Raw genomic sequence first — 19,905 nt, 5'->3', positions numbered from 1 at the left:
CAGTACAACATTAATCATATTCTTCATTTTCTTCAAAACCTCTTACATCAAAACAAAAAATTAATTGTACTATCCTAAAACCCCTATACAAACACAAATAACAACTGTTATCATTCGCATTTAACCCAACCATTAGTTTATACAGGAATAAAATGAAGTCTTTCGCACGCCAGCTACCATTTTCATTGAGCCTCGTCACAATCGCTCTAGGCTTTTCAGTCAACGCATTATCAAACGATGTCAGCAATGAAAATCTAGAACACATTGAAGTAACGAATACACTGAACTATCGCAGCACGGCGACTAAATCTAGTCTCAAAGCGGTGGATTCACCAATGAGTGTTTCTGTTGTCGATCAGGAATTACTCAAGATGCGTCAGGCTGACACGGTCGCCAAAGCACTCCGTTATGTATCGGGTGTTACTTCAGAAAGTCGCTCAACAATCACTATCTTTGACCAGTACAATATTCGTGGCTTTGATACGTATCAGAGTTTCTACGACGGATTGCCCTTATTAACCAATAATGCTTGGAATCTTTACCCGCAAGTTGACGCTTTTGCCACCGAAGCAGTTGAAGTATTGAAAGGACCAGCATCATCGCTTTATGGCTTAGTGCCGCCGGGCGGCATGGTGAATCAAGTGGCTAAATCACCGCAAAGCATACAAAGCACCACAACACGATTAACTGTTGGTTCTGACAACTTGCTAGAGTTAGGTGTTGACTCAACAGGGGCAATTTCTGATAACACGAACTACCGTTTAATCATGTTAGGTAAGCAACGTGACGGGCAGCAGGCTACCACGGAAACATCGCGTTTCACCATTGCTCCCTCTGTGAGCTGGGAAATAAACGACAAAAACTACTTAACGGTCAACCTCTATTATCAAAATGACCCAGAAATGGTTCCTTCTACGCCGTTGCCTGCAGTTGGTACATTATATACAGCGCCATACGGTAAACTCGATGCCAACGCCTATGCTGGCGACAAAAACTGGAACGAATTTGATCGTGAAGTCACAATGCTTGGCTATAAGTATGTACACACATTCAATAATGAATGGTCTTTCTTACAGAACTTCCGCTATACCGATGCAAATGCCCTGCAACGCAATATGTACAACTACGGATTAGCCGCTGATAAAACAACACTCATTCGCTCAGCTTATGAAACTGACGAAGCCATCGAAGGGTTCACCGTTGACAATCAACTATCAGCCAAGCTTAGCGTAGGTAACACAACACATCACCTACTCTTGGGTTTCGACTACCAAAAATCAAATTCCGATGTGAGCTACCGCGATACCTTAGGCACAGCTACACCAACCATCGACTTATCTGATCCTGACTATGCGCAAATAGATCCTGCCATGCTACCGGTCGATTTTTATCAAGAAATGCATTCCATCAAGCAAAAACAAGCAGGCTTTTATCTACAAGACGAAATTTCTGTTGGCAAACTCTTATTTGTCATTAATGGACGATACGATCAATTTGATAGCAGTGATATTGCTGACAATAACTATGCAGGCACAGAGTACGGTGGTGAAACCAATATCGACCAAAGCAAATTTAGTGGCCGCATAGCCGCCATGTATACTTTCGATTCAGGTTATCGTGTTTACGCTAACTACTCTGAGTCTTTCGAGCCAGTATCTGGTACAGATGCTGAAACGGGCAAAGCGTTTAAGCCAACCACTGCCGATCAAATTGAAGCTGGTGTTAAATACCAGAGTAATGACGGTAATATCACCTTTAACGGCGCCTACTTTGTATTAACCAAAGAGAATGTCGTAGTGAATACCCAAGATTTTGCAAAGAAAACACAAACGGGAGAAATTGAATCCAAAGGCTTTGAACTCGAGTTGAATGCCAACTTAACCGATAACTTAACCTTAGTTGCCAACTACACCAATCTTGACATGGAAATAACAGAGAATGAGCTTGACCCACTACTCGTTGGCAAAACGCCAGTTTGGGTAGCAGATCAAACAGCCTCTGTATGGGCGAATTATTACTTCGATGCAGGTAATCTGAACGGCCTTATGGTTGGCCTTGGTGCACGTTATGTAGGAGAAACGCAGCTTGACCAATATAATACCGACACAGTGCCAAGTTATACCTTAGTTGATTTAGTCGCTTCGTATGACATTGCGACGAATTCCAGCTTGATATCGGATATGACAGTCGCCTTTAGCGTAAGTAATCTAAGCGACAAGACTTATGTTGGTGCCTGCTACGATATCAATAATTGTTGGATGGGTGCTGAACGCACAGCAGAACTCAGCTTTCAGGCAAGTTTTTAATCAGTCAACTTGCAACCATAGCAGCACATTCTTAGTACATTTGTAATATTTTGTGACGTCCCTGCGTAAAGTTCAGGGGCGTCAAAACATCTTATAATTCAAGACTATCGCCCCACAGTACCCAATCCCACAGCTGTAGCACAATCAAAATTGGTAAAATTTCCTCCGCGGTATTTCTCAAATCCACCAAGCATTGGCTATAATTTTCAAACAGTACACGACTCATCCACTGAGCAATGTGCTGCTCAGAAGTAAAGGAAACGCTTTGACAGGAAACTCATGAGAGAGTGATTAATATGGATAACATTACCGACCTAAACGTACTTGTATGCGACGACTCGATTACTAATGCCTTACTACTAACTAAACTCATCGAAGACCAAGTTGGTGCCAAAGTTATTACCCTAACAGACCCTCGAAAGGTCGCTCCAACGATTAAAGAACAACAAGTAGACTTACTTGTGTTAGATATAGAAATGCCACATATGAATGGTTTTGATGTGATGGCTATTGTCAGGCAACAATTCGAACCTGATCAACTGCCCATTCTTATCATTACTGGCTGCGAAGGCGTAAATACACGAAATGATGCACTGGCAAGCGGTGCAAACGACTTCTTAAACAAACCTATCGATCAAGTTGAGGTTGAACACAGAGTCAGAAATCTATTGAAGATTAGAAAATCCTACTTACTCCATGAGCAGAATGAATTTTTGTTGGAAAAGCAAGTTAATCAACGAACACAAGAGCTAAACTATTCAATTAGAGCGTTGATCAACAGTTTGGCCACTGCGGGCGAACTAAGAGACAACGAAACAGGCAAACACGTGCAACGCGTTGGCCAATATGCGAAAGTGTTGGCTAAAGGACTGGCACTGCCAGATGAAATTTGCGAGATGATTGAACTAACGGCACCTTTGCACGACATAGGAAAAATAGGCATTCCCGACAGCATTTTACTGAAACCTGCCCGATTGACCGATGAAGAACGTGAGGTAATGAACAATCACACCACCTACCCAGAAGTGCTAGTTGGCCCACACGACTCACCGTTAATTCAAATGGCAAAATCTATCGCGGTTACACATCATGAAAAATGGGATGGTTCAGGCTACCCAAATAAACTTAAAGGTGAATCAATCCCTATTGAAGGCCGTATCACCGCAATTGCAGACGTCTTTGACGCACTTACAACCGTCAGACCTTACAAGGACGCTTGGCCAATCGAAAAAGCAGTCGCCTTTATCGAAGAACAGGCGGGTAAATCGTTCGATCCCAGCTTGGTAACGGTATTCATGAAAAACAGAGATAGTATTGAACAAATCAGCAGAACATTGGCGGATTAGCCGCCAGTGTATTGACTTGGTACTAGCTAGTTAACAAAAAGCCACAGGTGTATATTGTGAACCAATAGCATGAAAGATGTTATCGCGCATACAACTATTCCTAGCTTCACCACAAAAGTTTGCTCTTTAAACACTTTCGTAAAATTTTTCATCTGGATAATTTCCAATTATTAACTTGGCCGTACGTAAGCTCATTCTAAAGTAGTTTTCATACAAACATTCATTGCAAAACTAGAATGATCAAAAGCCTATTTACCTGCTATAAATCAATCGCTAGTTATAATTAGCGCTAATTAGCTCATTACAAATGTATGATTTTACTTAGCCATGAAGTCCGTCATACAAGCCATTACCAATGTCTTTTCCTATTGCGGTTAATTGATCTTTACCACAAATGAGGATTGTCCATGCAGCAATAGCTACCGAAATTGCCACGCCACCATTAACTTCACGTAGTTCACTTTCTTTTAATTCTTTCATATATTCAGTTTCCTTCTTTGTATGGTCTCAGGCTTTAGTCTGCTGCACCGCCATTCATCACTTCCTTATATCGCCACTTAACAGACTGACTTCCTGACTTTTCAAGCGCATTCAATGCAGCCCCTACAGCATAACCTACCCAATACCACGGACTTGCAACTCCACCACTAACATTACTTACTTCTTCTGCATTCAATTTACGCATAATTACGTTTCCTTTTTTTGATTGTTAAAAAGTTCTGCATCCACCTTAATGACTAATTTAGGTTTAACAGAAGCGAGAATTGTTTTGAAAGTTAGAAGGATTAAAAACGATAATCAATTAATAAACATTGCGTTTATATTGCGAATGAAAGAAACCAAAAATACCATTATATATAAGTACGTTAGTTGCTCATTAACTAAGACAACAAAATATAGTGAAATAATTCCGCAAGGTGATTACGTTATGAGTGTAAAGTTCAAATAATGAAAGCAGGCAAGCTTACCTGTACAGAAATGATTATGTACAGGTACTGAAAAAGTATTCAAAAACCCAATAGGCTTTTAAGAATAGTCAATGTTGCCCAATAGTATTGGCAGATGAGCCTGCCAATACTTAGGTTGCCTATCTGCTTTTTACAAATTCTCTTCCGCAAACGATGCTAATCGGCTACGTACCACACCATTGAGGTTGATCGTTGCACTGCCGGGGAAGTCTTTAAAGCGTTCCACAATATAAGTTAACCCCGATGTAAGTGCCGTTAAGTAGTTGCTGTCAATTTGTGCTAGGTTGCCTGAGCAAATCAGTTTGGTGCCTTCACCGCAGCGGGTAATAATTGTTTTGAGCTGCGATGCCGTAAGGTTTTGACATTCGTCGAGCAAAACAAACGCGTTTTGGATACTGCGCCCTCGCATGAAATTGACCGACTTAAACTGAATGTTCGCCTTTTCCATGATGTAATTCATACTGCCATTCATGTTTTCATCTTGCTTGTGCAACACTTCCAAAGAGTCAGTAATTGCCGCTAACCAAGGTGCCATCTTTTCTTCTTCCGTTCCCGGCAAAAAGCCAATTGATTCGGCAATTTCTGGTGTACTACGGGTGACTATAATTTTGTCGTATAAGCCACGTTCCACCACTTGCTCTAACGCTGACGCTAACGCCAGTAAGGTTTTACCGCTACCAGCGGGGCCCGTTAACACCACAAGATCAATGTCGGGATCGAGCAATGCATCCATTGCCATGCCTTGGTAGATGTTTTTCGGGTGAATGCCCCACGCTTGTTTCGCCATCAAGCGCTCTCTACTCAAATCAACAATTGCCAATTTATCGTCGTCCCACCCTACAACTTTTCCGGCAAAATGTTCGCCTTCATCAATCAAATATTCATTGATATAAGTTGTGGGCAAGGATAATTTTTCAATATGGTGCGTGGTATTTCTGCCTTCGGTTTCGGTTTCACAACTTTTAACTTGCTGCCAAAAATCACCTTCAAATTTATGATAGCCTTTAGTGAGGAAGCGAATATCGTCGATGAGCTGGTCGGTACGATAGTCTTCCACATGATTAAGGCCCGCGCCTTTAGCTTTGAGCCGCATATTGATGTCTTTAGTGACAAGCACAACTTTTTTGCCACGACTGGCATTTTGAATATGAATGGCACTGTTGATAATGCGGTTATCATTCTCATTGAACGACAACTTACCCACAGCGGGCTCTAATTTATAATCATTGAATATCGACAAACAACCGCTGACATGACCTTCGCCGCTATTGGGTAAGGGCACGCCCGCGAGTACTTGCTCGGGTGTCGCATTGACTAATGCATCTTCTAACGCACGAATTGCTACGCGCGCATCACGACTAACATCTTTATGCCTATCTTTAATTAGGTCTAATTCTTCTAGGACAGTCATGGGTATGACAACATCATGTTCTTTAAAGGAGAGAAAAGCGAGGGGGTCGTGAAGTAGAATATTCGTGTCTAAAATATAAGTAATTCTGTTTTCATTCATATACATAATTCCATTCGAAACAACGTAAAACCAATCGTTAATATCAAGTAACTTGAACGGAATCTTTTTTTATTAGCGCAAACCCCAACTCAAGCATTTGTACTAGCGTCTATCAATTCTGAAAAACAGGCCTCCTTGAGTGAAGTTAATACCAACTTTTACAACTTGGTATATGACCACTGTACAGCAATTACTGCTGCTTACAAGTACGTTTTGTACTTTCATTATTAATATTAGCATATCGCCAAAAATTGCTTTTTCGGCCCATAATTCTGTGGCAGTATGGGAGTTTCCCCTAATGCGTTAACTCTCCTAAATTACGCTGCAAATCATTTATTCTGCGTAGCTATCGAACGATTTCAATGATATGTCCGCGCCATTTGCCACCAACAAATAAATTTTCAGAAATTTTTGATGATCGCATCTATGATTAACGGTAACATAGCGCCCTTTTTTTGACCCTAAACCAAGTGAAATAGCTACTTAATTCAATTGGTATAAATAAACAGAAGACTTCGGAGTTTTTATATGTCATTCCGCCCCGGGCAACGTTGGATTAGTGATGGTGAATCAGATCAAGGATTAGGAACAGTTACCACAGTAGAAAACAGATTCGTAACTATTATGTTTACTGCTACTGGTGATATCCGCCAATACGCCATTGCCAATGCACCACTGACCCGCGTGATTTTCAACGAAGGAGACATTATTCCGAGCCATGAAGGCTGGACGTTAAAAATTTCCAGCGTTATCGACAACGACGGCGTTGTTAGTTATCAAGGTGTGCGTCAAGACAACGGCGAAAGTACCGAATTAAAAGAAGTGATGATTGACCACTTCATCAAGTTCAATAAGCCCCATGACAGATTGCTTAATGGTCAAGTAGATCGATTAGACTGGTTTAAACTACGTAAAGATTGTATTGAGCATCAGTTCAATCAACAACAATCAGAGCTAACAGGCTTAACAGGTGGCCGCGTTAGTTTAATTCCTCATCAGCTTTATATTGCAGAAGAAGTCGGCTCTCGATTTGCACCACGTGTACTGCTTGCCGACGAAGTTGGTTTAGGTAAAACCATTGAAGCCGGCCTTATTATTCATCAACAACTCGTTACTGGCCGTGCACAGCGTGTGTTAATTATCGTGCCTGAATCATTAATGCATCAGTGGTTAGTGGAAATGCTGCGTCGATTCAACTTGCAGTTCAGCATATTTGATGAGGAACGTTGTCAGGAAAGTGATCAAGAAAACCCTTTCAGCACTGAGCAATTAGTACTAGTTAATTTGGATTTTGTTACCAAGAATCCAGAATGGTATGAAGCGCTGATTGAAGAAGAATGGGATCTCATGGTGGTTGATGAGGCTCATCATTTAAACTGGCAAGTTGACAATGCGAGTATTGAATATCAATGCATTGAACAATTATCGCGAGTCATTCCAGGGGTTTTACTTCTTACGGCGACGCCTGACCAATTAGGTCATGAAAGCCATTTTGCCCGTTTACGCCTACTCGACTCTGATCGTTTTTTCGACTATCAAAAGTTTATCGACGAAGAAACGCACTATGCTGAAGTGGCCGATGCCGCCAATACGTTAGTAAGTAATGAAATATTATCTGACAGCCAACTCGCTACGTTAACTGATTTGTTAAAAGAGAGTGATATCGTTGATTTACTGGTACAAGCAAACAGTAAAGATGGTGAGCAACAGGCAACCGCACGCAAGTCAGTTTTGTCACAACTTCTTGATCGTCATGGTACTGGCCGAATTTTATTCCGTAATAGCCGAAATACCATCAAAGGTTTCCCTGAGCGTCAGCTACATGCCGAACCTTTACCAATGCCAGCGGAATACGACGACATTATTGACAGTTTGAAAACGGAATTAGCGGCATTATCAGCCGATGAAATTGCGACACATAAACGGGCACCTCTCATTCATACGCCTGAAGTGTTATTTCAGCTTAATAGCAATGCATCATGGGTGGATATTGACCCTCGCGTTAACCACTTAATCCAGTTATTAAAAACACTTGGTCGGGAAAAAGTTTTAGTTATTTGTGCGCACGCACAAACTGCGATTGATTTGGAAGCGGCTTTACGCACAAAAGAAGGCATTCGTGCTGCCGTTTTCCACGAAGGAATGAGCATCTTCGAACGCGATAAATCAGCCGCCTACTTTGCTCAAGAAGAAGAAAGTGCTCAAGTATTACTTTGTTCTGAAATTGGCAGTGAAGGCCGTAACTTCCAATTTGCTCATCACATGGTACTGTTTGATCTACCAAGCAATCCAGATTTATTGGAACAACGTATTGGACGCCTTGATCGTATTGGTCAAACGGAAACGATTAAAATCCATGTACCTTACTTTGAATACAGCGCACAGCAAATATTGTTCAACTGGTATCAAGACAGCTTACAAGCATTCGAGCACACTTGTATAACGGGTCGCGCGGTGTATGAACAGTTCTCAGCAGAGTTAGCTAAGCTATTTTACGCTCAGACGCCAAGTAAAGAGGACATTTCAACCTTTATTGACGCTTGTCATCAAGCCCATTTGTCAATTAAAGCTGATTTAGAATCTGGCCGTGATAAATTGCTTGAACTTAACTCGTCTGGACAAGGCAAGGCGCAAGCCATCGTTAAACAAATTGAAGCACAAGACTGCAGTATTGAATTGCCACAATTTATGTTCCAGTTGCTTGACGTATTTGGTATTCAGCAAGACGATAAGTCAGATAACGCCATTGCACTGCAACCCACAGAGCATATGCTAAGTGCCAATTTCCCGTGTTTGCCAGAAGATGGCACAACGATTACCTTTGATCGTCATACAGCACTTGCGTGTGAAAACTACCACCTTATAACCTGGGATCACCCAATGGTCACAGGCGCAATGGATTTGGTACTCAGTGACGATACGGGTAACGCCAGCATTGGACTATTGAAAAACCCTGCGTTACCAGCAGGCACGTTCTTTATTGAATGTATTTTCACCCTCGAAGCGATGGCTCCAAAAGCGCTACAACTAGGTCGTTACTTGCCAACTACACCAATTCGCATATTAGTAGACAAAAATGGGAATAATCTGGCAGACAAAGTAAGTGCCGAAGTACTAGATAAGCAATTATCTCCAGTGAAAAAGCAAGTTGCTTTGCAATTGGTTAAAGCACTGAAAGAACAAGTAGCACCATTAGTAGAAAAAGCAGAAACTCACGCGAATTCGCACGTTGAAAGTATCCAGCAATCAGCAACAAACAACATGCACAAAGCATTGAGTGATGAACATAAACGTTTATCTGCACTACAAAAAATCAACCCAAGTGTACGTCAGGATGAAATCGATTTTATCGAACATCAACAAGAGCAATTACGTCATTACATTGACAAAGCACAGTTAAAGTTCGAAGCGATTCGACTCATCGTAGTGAGTAACTAGGAGAGCATATGGCCGCCAATCCCGATTTCATCTATCGTCCACCTATGTCTCCTTATTTGGAAATTGTATACCAAGATGATGACCTCGTTGTGTTAAACAAACCGAGCGGCCTACTCACCGTACCTGGCAGGCTTCCTGAGCATCAAGACTGTTTGCAGCACCGCGTACAACGCGTGCTGCCAACGGCAACCATCGTTCATCGGCTCGACATGGCAACGTCAGGTATTTTACTAATGGCGTTAAATAAAGCCGCTCATGTTGACATTAGCCGCCAGTTTGAAAAGCGACAAACCCAAAAATCATACGTTGCACGCATATACGGTACGCCCAAAGAATCAAGTGGTGAAGTTGACGTGCCACTTATTTGCGACTGGCCAAATCGTCCGAAGCAAAAAGTCGACTTTCAGCATGGTAAAAAATCCCTTACACACTATCGAGTGTTAAACACCAATGGTGAGTCATCAACTGTTGAATTAACACCAATTACCGGACGTTCGCACCAATTACGTGTGCACATGTTACATTTAGGACACCCTATTCTTGGCGACCGCTTATACGCGCATGATCAAGCGCTAGAGCTCAGTGAACGATTGCAATTACATGCACTCAACTTGCGTATTAACCATCCGGTGACTAAGCAGGACATTCAGTTCAAAGCACCGTGCCCGTTTAGTATTGACTAAAGTAAATCAATTATTTGCCGATAGCGTAGTGTGTTTGAGTTGGTCAGAGTGAACAAATTTATATGAGTGTTATGTTGCGCATTATTTTAGTGATAAGTTGGTTGTGCCTGTCAACAACCACACTATTTGCACAGCAAGAACAACAAAATGAAACCGCAAACGAACAAACGGCTAACGAAGAAGCGACTAAAGTAGACCCTCTGACTCAACAATCAGAAGATAAAACGACAGAACCGACAACAACACAAGACAGTAGTTCAGCCAACCGCCCAGAAATTGTGGCCCCCGTTGATGAACTGGAACAACAAAAAAGCGATCTCAGCCACTACCTCACTACTGAACAACTTACCGACATTTTAGTGCAAACTCAAAGCTTTAAGATCACAACAGCCACCCACGAAACGCCGCAAAATAAAGGCACAATGATCCTTTTGCCTGACTGGCAACAAGCGCTAACTAATCCACATGCAATAAATTACCTACGTAAGCAACTACCAGCCATAGGATGGACAACTATTGCTGTTACGCCACCTAACGCTCCACAAAACTTTCCATCTGTTGCCATTGACGCGCAACAAAGAACAACAGACAACACTGAAGTATTAACGTCCTACAAAACATTTCTAGTGGCATTATTAGAGCAGCTATACGAACAAGCTAAGCGCCACCCTGGCGTTATTGTCGTGCTTTCGCAAGGCAACCATGCTCTATTGTTACCTGAATTAATTAATGACGGATCACTAGAAGCTCCCGCTGCTATGATAATGCTGAGCGCCTATGGCATTACCGATGAAATTGCATCGAATGGCGCACAACAAATTTCACAATCCAACGTGCCAATTCTGGACTTACATTTAAAGCGTGACAATTACTTAGTGGCTAATACTGCCAAACTACGCCGCAAGTTAACCACACAAGAACTCACACCGGGCTATCGCCAACGTGAGCTGCATAATGTCACTACAGGTTATTATCCTAATGAGATAATGATTAAAGAAATTAAAGGCTGGCTACGCTCTATCGGGTGGTAGTGCTACCTTAGCAACCACCAACAAGGAACTGTTGTTCACCATCCCTTTTCGTCTTCATCATCCATCCAAATTAAACTGTAAAAATACACAGACCCATCGACTTTCCTCCCAAGTCAAGAAATCAGGAATAATGCCAATCTGCACCCTTTTTTTCTATTCAATTCAAAAAGCTGTACACATTATCTAGTATGATGTTTGATAATTTGGTATTAATACGCCAAGTAGATAAAGAGGAAACGCCGTTGGAAGTAAAACAGGCATGACTCCTCTGATTAAATTGTTAGAAGTTTAGGAGAGTTTTGTGCAAATATTCGTAAGTCGGCCTACGTGGGTTTCTCCTGAATTTGACGCAGGCCTAGAAGTTTTTTTAACGTCATTGAGTAATTTGGGTTTAACACCTAGAACTCTTGGAAGTAGTGATTACCCTAGTAAAGCTCCTCTTGATGAAGTTATTGAGATCATGGATGAGTGCGAAGGAGCTATTGTTCTTGGTTACCCTCAATTAGTCATTTCAGAAGGAAAAATAAAAGACTCTGAAATTGAAGCTGAACTTGTTCTACCTACTGAATGGAACCATATCGAAGCAGCTTTAGCTTACTCTAAAGGTATTCCAATTATTATGTTTCATCACCAAGGTGTTTCTCGCGGTGTATTTGATCGCGGTGTTATGAATGCCTTTGTACATGAAGTCGACTTTAGTTCTGCTACTTGGTCTATGGATCCTGCTTTGAATGGCGCAATTCAAAAGTGGAAATCGAATTGTGAATCGGGTAACTCTAATTTTGGGGTAACGGCCAAAATTGATCCGGATAAACCAACTTGTCCAAATTGTACAACTAAATTTAAAGCTATTTACTTAAGTGAGTTACCTCAGAACTTTCGTAAATTCGGTGAGTGGAAGTGTTCATTGTGTAACTACATGGTGTAAAAAACTTCTAACAAGCCAATAAATCAGATTCACCAAGGCATGTCATGCCATTTGCTGAGCAAATCGCCCGCCAGCACTTGGTTCACTTACTATTGGGGCGTTATGTTTACAAGGAAGTTATGCTCAACTATCGAGGTATACTCATAAAGGAATTGCCGTTTTATGCTTTGTTAGCTTTTATTACAACTAAAATAATAAAAGCTTCCTATATATTTATTCACAATACCATGGTGTCGGAGCAATGGTCATACTCTTTAGTTTTTAGAAATCAAAATGTTATTAAAAACTTAGAAACCCTAATTTCACCTATTATTTTCGCTCCATTATTTGAAACATTAATTTTTTGTGTAATAGTCTTTCGTATATGTAAAAAAGTAAAGATAACTAATTATTACTTTATTCTTATAAGTGCTTTGTTGTTTTCTTCTTATCATTTATTCCGAGAAGGCGCAGGTTGGTATACTCTTACTTATACTTTTGTTGTTGGGCTTATCTTGGCGCACTGCTATAACAAGCAACATAAAAAATACGGCGAAAACAAAGCTTATATTTTTACAAGCATAGTTCACTCTATAAGTAATGGATTAATTGCACATATATAAAATGTAAACATAAGTCAATCAATAAGGGCATAAAATCATAGGCTTGCCGCGGGGCGGCAGTGTAGCCTATAATTTTCTGCCTATTATTAAAGCGTTAGGTGTTTCTAAAGGATGGAGGTAAATTAGAAGTATGGATAATCAATTTAAGGTTTCTGGTATTGGACTTACCATTTATGGAGCGTGTGCAGTTTTAGCATTTTTATTTGCTTATATATTTGGTGTAACACAAATTCCTAGTATTCAATCATTACCAACTTCAATTTTTTTGTTAAGCAGTATATTGTTGGCTATTAATTTTCTAGCGTTGCTTTGTGGGATATATCTATTAAAGCAAAATGAAGCTGTTCATAAAATTGCATTGCCAGTATCTATCATTATTTTGTTAAGTGTTCCCTTCGGCACAATCGTTGGTGGTATATATCTAATTCAAAGGTTTCAAAACACCTAACACATATGAGCCGTAACTCTGTCAATAAGCAATAGTGTTTTTTTTGCCCGTTTCAAGTCAGTGACGGGCAAGGTTAAATCAATAAGCAAGCTCGTTTACTTCGTCTGTCGATGTGGTCGTTAAGCAAGTTGCTTACGGCAAACACATATAGAGGCTCTCTTATTGTGATCTCATCACGGCCTGCCTTGCCTCTCGTCCTTTTGATAAAGCAGGGGCACTAGACATTTATCGGTTAACCCAATCAAGGCGCTACTCAAGGAGGCTGGTTTCATTTTATGTGTCCAGTTAATTTTAGGCTCAAGTTGTGAGTGGGTGGCAAATTAGCATATTCTGGTTGATTACTGATATCGATAATCGTTTGTCGTTCCTGCTCTGTTAATCTGTTAACTGGCGCTGGTCGTAAAGATATTGGCCGCTTATCTTCCAGTATTTTACCGTTTCTGTACCAGCGACGATAAGTCCGTAAATCGATTTCAGCTTCATTACAGGCTTGCTCTAACCGACAGCCATTCTGCCAAGCAGCTTGAATTAAAGTGATTAATGTTTGCCTTTCATCAGTTGAGGTCAATCTTCCTCTGATTCTTCCCCGTAAAAGGCTCTGAGCTTTTTTCTTAGTACCAGTAAAGCTGCTGTTTCTGCCAACGCTTTCTCTTTATGGCGCAGCTCTTTCTTAAGTTCTTTGATTTCTTGTTTGTCAGCTCTGGCTTGTTTTTTAGCTTCAGCCTGTTGTTCTTTAGTTGATTTGAAGCCCAACATACATTCGTTGCGCCACTCTTTTATTTGGTCAGGATATAATCCTTTTTCTCGACAATATTGGCTTAACTCATTTTCCGTCATCGAATAAGTTTCAGCGACAATTGCTAATTTAGTTTGAGCTGACCACTGCACAGAAGTAGACTTTGAATCTGGCACAACATTTCCTGAATTTCTTAATACTTTGCGCCAATAATACAATGTTTGCTCACTGATACCTTCTTCTTTTGCAACTTTCGCTACAGATAATGAATGTGGTGGTAGTAGCTTTTTTAATATAGCTTCTTTTCTTTCTTGTGAATAACGAGGCATTATTACTCTATTTACCGCCCATAACTGGTTAAATTTTAACAGTGACAACTATTCTGCCAGAGGGGGAAAGCTCTTCATCAAAATCAAACATATACTATTGGGCATCTTTAGTAATTTCACTAGGCGTAGTTTTTAATATATTTGAGCAAGATATTGTCGGGGCTGTGATATTTCTTGTATTTTCTGTGGCTTTGCTCTCTATAGGTATTGTAAAAAGTAGATCATCTAAAGATATTGGCAAAGAGTAAAATTCAGCAAACAAGAGAATGAACCGTGATTCGCTGTAGTTTGTCATTTTTAGTTGCAAACAGCACAATAAAATTGTCAAACTACACTCACACATTATTGAAGCGTTAGCTGTCTTTCAAAACACATACATGTCCAATATATTGGACACATCATAAAACCAAACTATACTTGTCTTATTTATAGTACATGTCAAAGGTGATGTATGAGAGTGGTTTCATTCACAGAAGCTAGAAATAGTCTTAAATCTGTATTAGATCAAGTAGTCAATGATGTAGATCATACTGTTATTACTCGTAGGGATGCTGAAGACGCGGTAGTAATGTCTTTAGAGCATTTTAATAGCTTAATGGAAACGGTTCATTTGCTAAAATCTCCAGCCAATGCTGCTCATTTAGCTAAATCAATTGAACAATACAAATCAGGTAGAGCAATAGAACGAGATATAATTGATGAGTAGGCAGCTTGCATGGACAGATGAAGCTTGGAACGATTATGTCTACTGGCAAGGACAAGATAAAAAAACATTAAAACGAATTAATAAATTGATAAATGATACAAAACGCGCCCCATTTGAGGGTATTGGTAAGCCAGAACCGTTAAAAGAGAATTTATCTGGTTTCTGGTCTAGGCGTATCGATGAAACACATCGCTTGGTATATGCTGTGTCTGATACTTATTTAACAATCATTTCGTGTCGTTATCACTATTGAGTCGGCGGCAGCTAACAAGAAAACTAATCGTGATTCGCCATAGTTTGTCATTTTTAGTTGCAAACAGCGCATTAAAATTGTCAAACTACACTCGCACATTATTGAAGCGTTAGCTACATCAATAAAACTCAAGTAAAGGAGTACATTTTGAGTTCATTATCATCAAGTAAAGTAGAACGATTTATAGAGTTCACAGAGTCTGCATCTGGTTTATTTACTATTGGGTGCATCGTAGCGATGTTCTTTCTGTTTTACGCTAATCATTATTCTATTGGTACAATTGCCCCAGGTATTTACTATTTTGGCGTAATAGTACCAACAAGTTTGTTCTTTTGGTCGACAGCAAAGCAATCTAATTACAAGCTTAAAGTGGGTAAGGCAATCGTTGGAGTTGCCTTTGTCGTTTGGGCAATAACTGATGCAATTATGCGGCACAGCTAAGATATATCAAAAGAATGAATCGTGATTCGCCATAGTTTGTCATTCTTAGTTACAAACAGCGCAATAAAATTACCAAACTACGTCACACAATATTGAAGCGTTAGCTTTAAAGGAGGGCTTCTAGCTCATGGATAGAAAAATAATATTGGCTACCGTCTCTGCTCTGTTACTGTCAGCCTGCAATTCCACGTCAAAAAGTAATATCTCAAATTATGAGGCGACTGGTAATTTAAAGTCTCCCAAACCTGCCGGATGTGTTTCAGTAGATGAATTAACTAATAAACACAACCCAGTTGATATATTTACTGGACTAAATAGCTGCTTAACCAAAAGCGACTATTCGAGTGCTGCCGAACTATATTTTGCTGGTATGTCTTATGGCTTTTTTGACACTAAACGTGTGTCCGATAAAACTGCACACCAAGCGATTAGTGTGCTGCGTATGAATTTGTTTGGTGTCCAACCCAAAGAAGTATTGGATAAACTGCAAGCGGCGCTTAGCACTATCACTACTAATAGTACTGCTATTTGTAGGAGCCTAACGACCTTAGGAGCACCAGCATACCAGCCAACTTATATGATTGAACATGGCATGGGAGCATTTATAGGTCAAAGCACTAAAGACGGGTTGGTTGAAAACTTTGATTCTGGGACGGCTTGGAAAGATGCTTTATCAACAATTGCTAAGTGTGTTTAAAGCTAGCAAGTAAATTTTTGTGTTCGCCCAAAAAGTTGGACAGGAACACGCAAACAACTCCCACTCCATATTAAAACATTAGCATTACAAAGAGGTTTTATGAAGCTTTTAACATTAGTTCTATTATCTACACTTTTTATCACTGCATGTTCAGAAGAAGTGAAATATAACAACGCTCAAACTCAAATTATCGAACGAGTCAATCCAAAGTATCCTATTCAAGCTGCGCGCGATAAGGTTGAAGGGTACGTAAAATTATCATTTGATATTAATGAAAGTGGAGAAACAGCCAACATTAAAGTTGTTGATGAAATTCCAGAAAACGTATTTAGTAAGCAAGCAATTTTGGCTGTTTCTAAATGGAAATATGAGCCTCAAGTTGTAAATGGTAAACCTGTAGTTCAAAAGATGATTGCAGTACAACTAGATTTTAAGCTTGGCGATTAACTGTCCATACATGAGCATTAGGTATTGAACGCAAAACACTTGGCTTGCGTTCATACCTTACTGATTTTAGCCAAGCATTATAACGCTACGTATGCTAGCGTTAGGCAAAAAAGTGTGATGGTAGACATGGAGAAAAGCAAATCGAACACAAGGATAAAAGTATGACTGATTCTTCTGAAGAACTAGCAATTGCTGAAAAATATTTAAATGAAATACTGGAAGCAGATAACACGAAGAACTTCGAGTTATATACAAAGCGTTACGAAGAAAAGTACCTTGTTAACTTTTCAAAAGAGCAGTTTTTAGATGACATCAAATGTATGCGTGAAAGGAACGGCATGAATACAGACTACGAGTTTCTTGGTGCGTTAAGGAATTCTAGATTCGAAAGCTTAGATATTTTCAGGTTCGTTTGGAAAGGTATCTATGAAAAGCGGGATGCAGTGATTGAACTTGGCATATATAAGAAAAACGGAATCTGGTACGTTATTCAGTCGGCAGTTCATTAAGGTGAAGGATAAAACCTAACAAAGTGCTCAAGATTAACAAAACAGTTGGCTTTTGTTCATTCTTCGCTAATTTTAGCGAACAACTTTTTGCCTCTGATTGAGGCTTTACCCCTATAGGAGTTTCAATTGAGTCTAGGAAATAAAATAACAGGAAAGTTGAATAGCTTAGAAGAGTTCATCGAAAACACATCAGTCTATTTATTCCCTGTGAAAGTTTTAGGTTGGATGATATTGCTCATTGCTTTAGTTGTCACTAATTTTATAGCAATAGGAAAATGGCCAATATCTGCTCTTTCCAAAAAACTCAATAAAAAGCCCCCTGCTTTAGGTGAACCTATTAACGTACGTTCAGATAATGAACTTAAACAAATAGTTGCAGATAATAGCGTTGTTTTGGTCGACTTTTGGGCCGAGTGGTGCGGACCTTGTTTATTAATGGATAAAACTATTAGCACTATTGCACAAGAGTACTCTGATAAACTGACGGTAATTAAAGTTGATGTGTCACTCAACTCTACCTTAAGCAAATTATATGGTGTAAGAGGTTTGCCAACCGTTTTAGTGTTTAAAAATGGTGATGAGTTAGTTAGAAAAAGTGGTTCTCTAACAAAAAATCAGTTGGTTAATTTAATAGAGTAAAGTAGCTACTTACAAGACAACTTAATGGACGAAAGCAAATGGCTTTTACACGTGAACCGCTAGTTTTAGCAAAGTATTTTAACGCCACATATGCTGGCGTTGTATTCAAAGGAAAGTATGGAAGTAAAAATCAAATTATCTGTAAAGGACTGGGAATCTTATCAATCATTTTTAGGCTCAGAGGCTCCGAGAAAGTACTATAGTGGTTGGTGGTTAACGCTAATAAATGCAGTGGTTTGGTTTTTAGGGGTTGTTATTGTGATGGCTACAGTTGACACCATTAGCTCATTTCACTGGCCTACAGCAATAACTGTATGTGTTCTTTTTTTACTAATTATTGTTAACCACTTAATTAATCGACCTCGTGTACTACTTGCCTCATTTGCACCAGATATTGAAGGTTCATTTTGTGGTACGCATTATTTTAGGCTAACTGATGAATCTATAATCGCTAAATCAGACGGTTATACTTCAGAACACTCATGGTTCCTATTTAAAAGAATTGTGAGATCTCATGGTTTGGTTATGCTTTTTATTGATACAGCAAATGCATTTATATTTCCTGAATCTGAATTAGCAGATGCCGAGGCGTTTTACCTATATTCGAAGCAGAGAGTTGATGAACACAACAAGGTAATGAATACAGAAATAACATCATAGCCTTGCCGCGTAATAGCAGTGGAGCCTATGATTTTCCAATTTTTAAACGTTATAAATACAAAGGATGGATCAATGAAATTTTTAAGCATATTAGTTCTATTAGTTACTTTTCAAGTGTCTGCATTTAGCAAAAATGGAGTTGTTGTACATATTCTTCCTGATGAATTAGTGCTATCAAGCAGTTGTGTAGCAAGGGCTGATATACAATCTAAAGAGTTTTCAATTCTATACGCTTGCAGAGACTCTCAAAATACAATGTATTTCTATAATTTCCGTTTGAATAATGTTGATTTGGCCACTGAATTTAAAAAAGATTCAACTGATGTTGTAGTTAATGAAAGCCAGTTTAAGTCTTATACACTTTATGAATTGACGGCTAAAAATACAGAGAATAAACCAATCAAGTTTGTTTCTTATTGCACGAAAGAATTATGCCTTGATTTGGTTAGTGATGATGAATACGAAAAATCAATTCAAGACGCTATAACAGCTCAATTACGAGACTAGTGTCTATCAAAAGCCAATGAAATACGGGACTGTTAAAGCTTGGCACAGTTCCACTTCGCTAGATAAATTGAGTTGTTGCCAGTCATTTAAAAAAGCAAATAACAGTTGGTATCTGCCCCTTGTTAGCTAATTTTATTTAGCTGTTTTTCGCTGTATATTAGCGTCGATACATCTAAGGAGAAAAATGGACATTTCATTACTTGCCGATGATCCATCATCAGTAAACACTGTAGCTAAATGGTATTTCGATGAATGGTGTAGTGACAGCGGGCGTTTTACTTTCAATGAAATCGTTGAAAAAGTATCAGCAGCTGTCAATCGTGACGTTGCCCCTATTCTTATCACCGGAAAAATTGACGGCAACCTAGTTGGCTCTGCACAGCTAAAAATAAGAGAGATGGACTTATACCCTGAGTATGAATATTGGCTTGGGGGCGTTTACGTGACTAAACAAGCCAGAGGGCACGGCGTTGCCTCAAAACTTGTAAAAAAGATACTATCATTAGCGCATAAAATAGGCGTGGAAAAGTTATACCTACAAACAGAAGATTTAACCGGTGGCTTGTATTTAAATCACGGGTTTAAGCCTATTGAGCGCGTCAATTATAAAGGTATCAATGTGTTAGTTATGAGCGTAGACATCGGTGAATAACAAGATTTTATGGTTCACCTAATAGTTAAGCAAAAGCGCGCATTCAACGCGCGCCATTTATTAAGCAAA

23 protein-coding genes are annotated in these 19,905 nt (G+C 39.6%); 18 read left to right on the top strand and 5 right to left on the bottom strand.

What is annotated here, in order from left to right; translation table 11 throughout:
- The first annotated feature begins 152 nt into the window (after positions 1–152).
- Together ACSLUK_RS00185 and ACSLUK_RS00180 are read left to right on the top strand one after the other, a co-directional pair.
- Positions 153–2,306 (top strand): TonB-dependent siderophore receptor, encoded by a 2,154-nt coding sequence (locus tag ACSLUK_RS00185; protein WP_448546464.1) that lies wholly within the window; start codon positions 153–155, stop codon positions 2,304–2,306.
- Positions 2,307–2,602: 296 nt separating this feature from the next.
- A complete protein-coding gene (locus ACSLUK_RS00180) occupies positions 2,603–3,652 on the top strand; it encodes an HD domain-containing phosphohydrolase (protein WP_448546463.1) in 1,050 nt (349 codons plus the stop codon).
- A gap of 321 nt (positions 3,653–3,973) precedes the next feature.
- Here the strand turns inward: ACSLUK_RS00180 and ACSLUK_RS00175 are convergent, their stop codons facing one another.
- The 3 genes from ACSLUK_RS00175 to ACSLUK_RS00165 form a co-directional block, all read right to left on the bottom strand.
- A complete protein-coding gene (locus ACSLUK_RS00175) occupies positions 3,974–4,132 on the bottom strand; it encodes a class IIb bacteriocin, lactobin A/cerein 7B family (RefSeq protein WP_448546462.1) in 159 nt (52 codons plus the stop codon).
- Between the two features lie 34 nt (positions 4,133–4,166).
- Positions 4,167–4,337, bottom strand: coding sequence for a hypothetical protein (locus ACSLUK_RS00170; protein WP_448546461.1), 171 nt, complete (start codon positions 4,335–4,337; stop codon positions 4,167–4,169).
- A 413-nt stretch (positions 4,338–4,750) separates the two neighbouring features.
- Complete coding sequence (locus tag ACSLUK_RS00165; RefSeq protein ID WP_448546460.1) at positions 4,751–6,130, bottom strand: PhoH family protein; 1,380 nt, start codon at positions 6,128–6,130, stop codon at positions 4,751–4,753.
- A 528-nt stretch (positions 6,131–6,658) separates the two neighbouring features.
- On the opposite strand from ACSLUK_RS00165, the gene rapA reads away from it, so the two are divergent.
- The 6 genes from rapA (at position 6,659) to ACSLUK_RS00135 (ending at position 13,260) form a co-directional block, all read left to right on the top strand.
- The gene (rapA, locus tag ACSLUK_RS00160; RefSeq protein WP_448546459.1) at positions 6,659–9,568 is read left to right on the top strand and encodes an RNA polymerase-associated protein RapA; all 2,910 of its coding nucleotides are present in this window, start codon (positions 6,659–6,661) and stop codon (positions 9,566–9,568) included.
- Positions 9,569–9,576: 8 nt separating this feature from the next.
- Entirely contained in the window at positions 9,577–10,251 is a 675-nt protein-coding gene (gene rluA, locus ACSLUK_RS00155; protein WP_448546458.1) for a bifunctional tRNA pseudouridine(32) synthase/23S rRNA pseudouridine(746) synthase RluA, read from the top strand.
- Positions 10,252–10,313: 62 nt separating this feature from the next.
- Complete coding sequence (locus ACSLUK_RS00150) at positions 10,314–11,282, top strand: DUF3530 family protein (RefSeq protein WP_448546457.1); 969 nt, start codon at positions 10,314–10,316, stop codon at positions 11,280–11,282.
- Between the two features lie 301 nt (positions 11,283–11,583).
- On the top strand, positions 11,584–12,210 hold the full coding sequence (locus tag ACSLUK_RS00145) for a hypothetical protein (protein WP_448546456.1): 627 nt from the start codon (positions 11,584–11,586) through the stop codon (positions 12,208–12,210).
- 44 nt (positions 12,211–12,254) lie between these two features.
- Positions 12,255–12,812 (top strand): CPBP family glutamic-type intramembrane protease, encoded by a 558-nt coding sequence (locus ACSLUK_RS00140; RefSeq protein ID WP_448546455.1) that lies wholly within the window; start codon positions 12,255–12,257, stop codon positions 12,810–12,812.
- A gap of 130 nt (positions 12,813–12,942) precedes the next feature.
- Complete coding sequence (locus ACSLUK_RS00135; protein ID WP_448546454.1) at positions 12,943–13,260, top strand: hypothetical protein; 318 nt, start codon at positions 12,943–12,945, stop codon at positions 13,258–13,260.
- Between the two features lie 268 nt (positions 13,261–13,528).
- Here ACSLUK_RS00135 and ACSLUK_RS00130 read toward each other — a convergent pair whose 3' ends face one another.
- Both ACSLUK_RS00130 and ACSLUK_RS00125 read right to left on the bottom strand, forming a co-directional pair.
- A complete protein-coding gene (locus ACSLUK_RS00130; protein WP_448546453.1) occupies positions 13,529–13,828 on the bottom strand; it encodes a hypothetical protein in 300 nt (99 codons plus the stop codon).
- The gene (locus ACSLUK_RS00125; RefSeq protein ID WP_448546452.1) at positions 13,825–14,325 is read right to left on the bottom strand and encodes a transposase; all 501 of its coding nucleotides are present in this window, start codon (positions 14,323–14,325) and stop codon (positions 13,825–13,827) included. The genes ACSLUK_RS00130 and ACSLUK_RS00125 overlap by 4 nt, the downstream gene beginning before the upstream one ends.
- 451 nt (positions 14,326–14,776) lie before the next feature.
- Between ACSLUK_RS00125 and ACSLUK_RS00120 the strand changes: the two genes are divergently transcribed.
- From ACSLUK_RS00120 to ACSLUK_RS00075, 10 genes are all read left to right on the top strand, one after another.
- Positions 14,777–15,031 carry a type II toxin-antitoxin system Phd/YefM family antitoxin gene (locus tag ACSLUK_RS00120; RefSeq protein ID WP_448546451.1) on the top strand — a complete coding sequence of 85 codons (255 nt, stop codon included), beginning with the start codon at positions 14,777–14,779 and terminating at the stop codon, positions 15,029–15,031.
- The gene (locus tag ACSLUK_RS00115; RefSeq protein WP_448546450.1) at positions 15,024–15,284 is read left to right on the top strand and encodes a Txe/YoeB family addiction module toxin; all 261 of its coding nucleotides are present in this window, start codon (positions 15,024–15,026) and stop codon (positions 15,282–15,284) included. The genes ACSLUK_RS00120 and ACSLUK_RS00115 overlap by 8 nt, the downstream gene beginning before the upstream one ends.
- 147 nt (positions 15,285–15,431) lie before the next feature.
- Positions 15,432–15,725, top strand: coding sequence for a hypothetical protein (locus ACSLUK_RS00110; protein ID WP_448546449.1), 294 nt, complete (start codon positions 15,432–15,434; stop codon positions 15,723–15,725).
- 127 nt (positions 15,726–15,852) lie between these two features.
- Complete coding sequence (locus tag ACSLUK_RS00105) at positions 15,853–16,422, top strand: hypothetical protein (protein ID WP_448546448.1); 570 nt, start codon at positions 15,853–15,855, stop codon at positions 16,420–16,422.
- A 99-nt stretch (positions 16,423–16,521) separates the two neighbouring features.
- On the top strand, positions 16,522–16,869 hold the full coding sequence (locus ACSLUK_RS00100; protein ID WP_448546447.1) for an energy transducer TonB: 348 nt from the start codon (positions 16,522–16,524) through the stop codon (positions 16,867–16,869).
- Positions 16,870–17,030: 161 nt separating this feature from the next.
- Positions 17,031–17,378 carry a hypothetical protein gene (locus tag ACSLUK_RS00095; protein WP_448546446.1) on the top strand — a complete coding sequence of 116 codons (348 nt, stop codon included), beginning with the start codon at positions 17,031–17,033 and terminating at the stop codon, positions 17,376–17,378.
- Positions 17,379–17,504: 126 nt separating this feature from the next.
- Positions 17,505–18,017, top strand: a complete 513-nt coding sequence (locus ACSLUK_RS00090) for a thioredoxin family protein (protein ID WP_448546445.1) — start codon at positions 17,505–17,507, stop codon at positions 18,015–18,017.
- A gap of 117 nt (positions 18,018–18,134) precedes the next feature.
- Positions 18,135–18,677 (top strand): YcxB family protein, encoded by a 543-nt coding sequence (locus tag ACSLUK_RS00085; protein WP_448546444.1) that lies wholly within the window; start codon positions 18,135–18,137, stop codon positions 18,675–18,677.
- Between the two features lie 72 nt (positions 18,678–18,749).
- Positions 18,750–19,184 carry a hypothetical protein gene (locus ACSLUK_RS00080; RefSeq protein ID WP_448546443.1) on the top strand — a complete coding sequence of 145 codons (435 nt, stop codon included), beginning with the start codon at positions 18,750–18,752 and terminating at the stop codon, positions 19,182–19,184.
- Positions 19,185–19,368: 184 nt separating this feature from the next.
- Positions 19,369–19,836 (top strand): GNAT family N-acetyltransferase, encoded by a 468-nt coding sequence (locus ACSLUK_RS00075; RefSeq protein WP_448546442.1) that lies wholly within the window; start codon positions 19,369–19,371, stop codon positions 19,834–19,836.
- Positions 19,837–19,905: the final 69 nt, after the last annotated feature.

This window comes from Thalassotalea fusca (assembly GCF_053485835.1).
Note: the sequence above shows the minus strand (reverse complement) of the source record. Positions and strands in the feature narration are given on the sequence as shown.